At 43.6% G+C, this 3818-nt stretch carries 4 protein-coding genes; 2 read left to right on the top strand and 2 right to left on the bottom strand.

Annotated elements, in window-relative coordinates:
• Nucleotides 1-81: 81 nt before the first annotated feature.
• A complete protein-coding gene (locus tag BCT81_RS27535) occupies nt 82-1386 on the bottom strand; it encodes an inosine/guanosine kinase (protein WP_004742013.1) in 1305 nt (434 codons plus the stop codon).
• A gap of 102 nt (nt 1387-1488) precedes the next feature.
• Nucleotides 1489-1758, bottom strand: coding sequence for a hypothetical protein (locus BCT81_RS27540; RefSeq protein WP_102426520.1), 270 nt, complete (start codon nt 1756-1758; stop codon nt 1489-1491).
• 203 nt (nt 1759-1961) lie between these two features.
• On the opposite strand from BCT81_RS27540, the gene mnmA reads away from it, so the two are divergent.
• Nucleotides 1962-3098 carry a tRNA 2-thiouridine(34) synthase MnmA gene (gene mnmA, locus BCT81_RS27545; RefSeq protein ID WP_102426521.1) on the top strand — a complete coding sequence of 379 codons (1137 nt, stop codon included), beginning with the start codon at nt 1962-1964 and terminating at the stop codon, nt 3096-3098.
• 43 nt (nt 3099-3141) lie between these two features.
• Nucleotides 3142-3759, top strand: a complete 618-nt coding sequence (gene hflD / locus BCT81_RS27550; protein ID WP_063522343.1) for a high frequency lysogenization protein HflD — start codon at nt 3142-3144, stop codon at nt 3757-3759.
• Nucleotides 3760-3818: the final 59 nt, after the last annotated feature.

Consider the following 3818-nt stretch of genomic DNA (forward strand, 5'->3'; position numbering starts at 1 on the left):
ATATTTTGTTACCCATAAATGTTCTTTATAAACATTGCTGCGCATTTGATAAACTTGTGCGCAGCGGATAAACAAAGTCTCTTATCTTTCCCAGTACGCTTCTTCTAGGCTATCTTCTCTTTCAGGAAGACCGCGAGATAAACGTGGAGAGTGCTGAACCAATACTTCATAGCTCGCACGGTTCGAATATTTACAAACTTGTGAGAAAGATGAATACGTCAAGAATGAATGCTGGTGCTTACTTGAGTTTGGCACGTTTTCTTTGTGGTACTTATTCGCCGCCATATCATGTAATAAAGCAGATAATGCTGCATCACCTGCACCATTGGTATTTTTGATCTTCTCAGGACCGCCCATATAAGGCGCAATATGTGAATAAACTTTAGTAGGGTTTTCACATAAATCTTTATGAGCAGGACGGCTAAATTCATAACGGTTAAATTCAGCAATTGAACCTGGAAGTAAAGGCAGTGATGTTTCACGTTTCGCTGCGTCTTCCGTGTAACCAGCCATAAATAGACCAACAGGACCTGCAGTACATAGTACTAGGTCTACCCAATCTAGCGCTTTATCAGAAGCAGCGAGTGGATCGCTTTCACCAGTTAGGGCTTCGGCTTCGTCTTCATTCATTGCAACAACCGTTACGTGTTGCTCTAAGAAATCTTTCCAGAATTCAGGATCGTCTTGAATAACGAATTTAGTACCCAGAGTTAAAACAACAGGCACATCGTACTTCTTCGCGTATTCGATCGCTTTCATTGTTGCTTCAGGCATCGGGTCACCTGGCTTACAACGAACTAAATAAGCCGTTAATACTAAAGCAGAAGCACTTTTGAAAATCTTTTCAGGAATACTTTCTGGTTTTAGTTGGTTCATTTGCCCTTCGCTAATTGCGAAAGTTCGCTCACCGTCTTCAGTAATTAATGCAAAGCAGCGACCGATTGCGCCATCTACCCCTTGTAAATGGTTCAAGTCCATTCTGCTTGATGTATTACATAAATAGCGGTAACCATAGCTACCAATTTTAATATCTTGGCTCATTACACCCAGCAGCGTTGAGCGATCATCCGCCAGTACTGAGTAATTGTGTAATGTATTACCGATAGTGCCACCAGCATATTCATTGGTAATTAGGCACTGTTCTTTTAGTTCTTGATATAAAGACTCAGCCGCTTCATCACCGATAACCAGTGAGTGTCCCTTACTTAAACCGTACTTCTCAATAAGTTCAGAACTCACTTTTGCTTCAATATCCACCAAAGTTTGGTCAATACCGATAATATGAGTACGTGACATTCTTTTACTGCTTTGAGCTTGGCTCACTAATGGATCACGAGCGTGAACCGGAAAATAGTGCTTTGATTTACGTTGTCCAGGGAATTTCATAGGGCTAGTCTAAGTCAAGGGGAAATAGGTGGCGGATTCTACCGCGCTATATTTAACGCGGCAATCATTCAAACTATAGCAAACGTTTGCTGAGCTATTTTTTTATTCGCCTTCCATAAAGCTTAAATCAGGCAGCATCTCTAAATGCTCGGCATAACGCTTTTGGTTAAACTCTGCGCCATTTTTCATTACGTCAAATACTTCAACGGCAAGTGCACATGCCATTGCTGCAATTGCATCTTCACGCGCTGTGCCTGTCATCATCAGACGCATTAACGTCTCTTTTACCTTAATTGGCTGGCCGTCTTCTAGCTGATTTTCAATAATTTCAATCAACTGCTCTTCTTGCATAAATTCGTTTTGTTCAGACATTTTTTTATCTCAGGTCTTGGATTTCGAGCGACTATGCCACATATACTTCTGACATCCTAGCGACTCACCTCGCTCTCATGCGATTCCTAACAAACTCAGCGCACTATTTGTGCAAATGAAACTGTGATTCCGGTCTCGGATCTGTCACGGCGTTTCTCTTTCTGTTAGAATCTGCGACCAAGTAATAGTAACGGTGTTTAGACATGTCAGATATCAGCTCTGGAAACAGCGAAAAGAAAGTAATTGTCGGTATGTCCGGCGGTGTAGATTCGTCAGTATCGGCGTATCTTCTTCAGCAACAAGGCTATCAGGTAGAAGGCCTTTTCATGAAAAACTGGGAAGAAGACGATAACGAAGAATACTGCACGGCAGCTGAAGATCTTGCTGATGCTCAGGCGGTATGTGACAAACTAGGTATCCACCTTCACACTATCAACTTTGCTGCAGAATACTGGGACAACGTATTCGAATACTTCCTTGCGGAATACAAAGCAGGTCGTACGCCTAACCCAGATATTCTTTGTAACAAAGAAATCAAATTCAAAGCATTCTTAGAGTTTGCCGATGAAGTACTAGACGCTGACTACATTGCGATGGGTCACTACGTTCGTCGTACTTTCCCTACTCAAGAAGAGTTAGATGCTGGCGTAAAACCAGAGATGCTACGTGGTCTAGACAGCAACAAAGACCAAAGCTACTTCCTTTACACGCTAAGCTCAGACCAAGTTGCGCGCAGCCTATTCCCAGTAGGTGAATTAGAAAAGCCAGAAGTGCGACGCATTGCTGAAGAGCAAGACTTAATCACAGCGAAGAAGAAAGATTCTACAGGTATCTGCTTTATCGGTGAGCGTAAGTTCACAGAGTTCCTTGGCAAGTACCTACCAGCACAACCAGGTGACATCGAAACACCAGAAGGTAAAGTGATTGGTCAGCACAACGGCTTGATGTACCACACGCTGGGCCAACGTAAAGGCCTTCACATTGGCGGCACCAAAGGTGGTGGCGGTAATGAAGAACCATGGTTTGTTGGTGAAAAAGACCTTAAGCGTAATGTTCTGATTGCCGTACAAGGTAAAGATCACCCTCTTCTTAAATCAGAAGGTTTGATCGCTTCTCAGCTTCATTGGGTAAATCGCACACCAATTACTGAAGTTATGACATGCACGGTAAAAACACGTTACCGTCAAACCGATATTCCTTGTACAATCATCCCAATTGATGACGAGAACATTAAGGTTATTTTTGACGAACCACAGATCGCAGTGACCCCAGGTCAATCTGCAGTATTCTACCAAGACGACGTATGTCTTGGCGGTGGTATCATCGAAAAACGCATCTAACTGATCGAACGACAAACGATAGAAGATAACTAGGAGTTACTACGTGGCTAATACACTTTATGACCGTACTATTGCTTTCGCCGGAATTTGCCAAGCTGTGGCTTTGGTTCAACAAGTAGCGAAAGACGGCCATTGTGATAAAGACGCCTTCGAAGCTTCACTCAGTGCTATTTTAAATACTAGCCCAGCAAACACTGTTGGTGTTTTTGGACGTGAAGCTAACCTAAAATTAGGTCTTGAGTGCCTAGTAAAAGGTATCGATAGTACTCCTGCTGGTAGCGATATCACTCGTTACATCATCAGCTTAATGGCGCTTGAACGTAAGCTATCATCTCGCAATGACTCTATGTCTCAGCTTGGTGACCGCATTCAAACTGCAGAGCGCCAGAGTGAACATTTCGACTTGTTTGACGAGCAGATGGTCAGCAACCTAGCGAGCATCTACCTTGATGTTGTGAGCCCAATCGGCCCTCGTATTCAGGTTTCTGGCACGCCAGCGGTACTTCAACAAACCTCGACCCAACATAAGGTTCGTGCCCTACTACTCTCAGGGATTCGAAGTGCTGTTCTATGGCGTCAGGTGGGCGGCAAACGTCGTCACCTTATCTTCGGTCGCAAGAAGATGATCGAGCAGGCTCAAATCCTATTAGCTCGAATGTAACTTATTAGCTCGCGCCTCGTCGCGAGCTTGTTTTTTGTACCAACACAACTCTCAAGCAA

This window comes from Vibrio sp. 10N.261.52.A1 (assembly GCF_002876325.1).
Lineage (GTDB): Bacteria > Pseudomonadota > Gammaproteobacteria > Enterobacterales > Vibrionaceae > Vibrio > Vibrio chagasii.

Excerpts from the sequence above, each read along its gene's own strand:
- mnmA (WP_102426521.1), top strand. The coding sequence starts at position 1,962 with ATGTCAGATATCAGCTCTGGAAACAGCGAAAAGAAAGTAATTGTCGGT.
- BCT81_RS27540 (WP_102426520.1), bottom strand. The coding sequence starts at position 1,758 with ATGTCTGAACAAAACGAATTTATGCAAGAAGAGCAGTTGATTGAAATT.
- BCT81_RS27535 (WP_004742013.1), bottom strand. The coding sequence starts at position 1,386 with ATGAAATTCCCTGGACAACGTAAATCAAAGCACTATTTTCCGGTTCAC.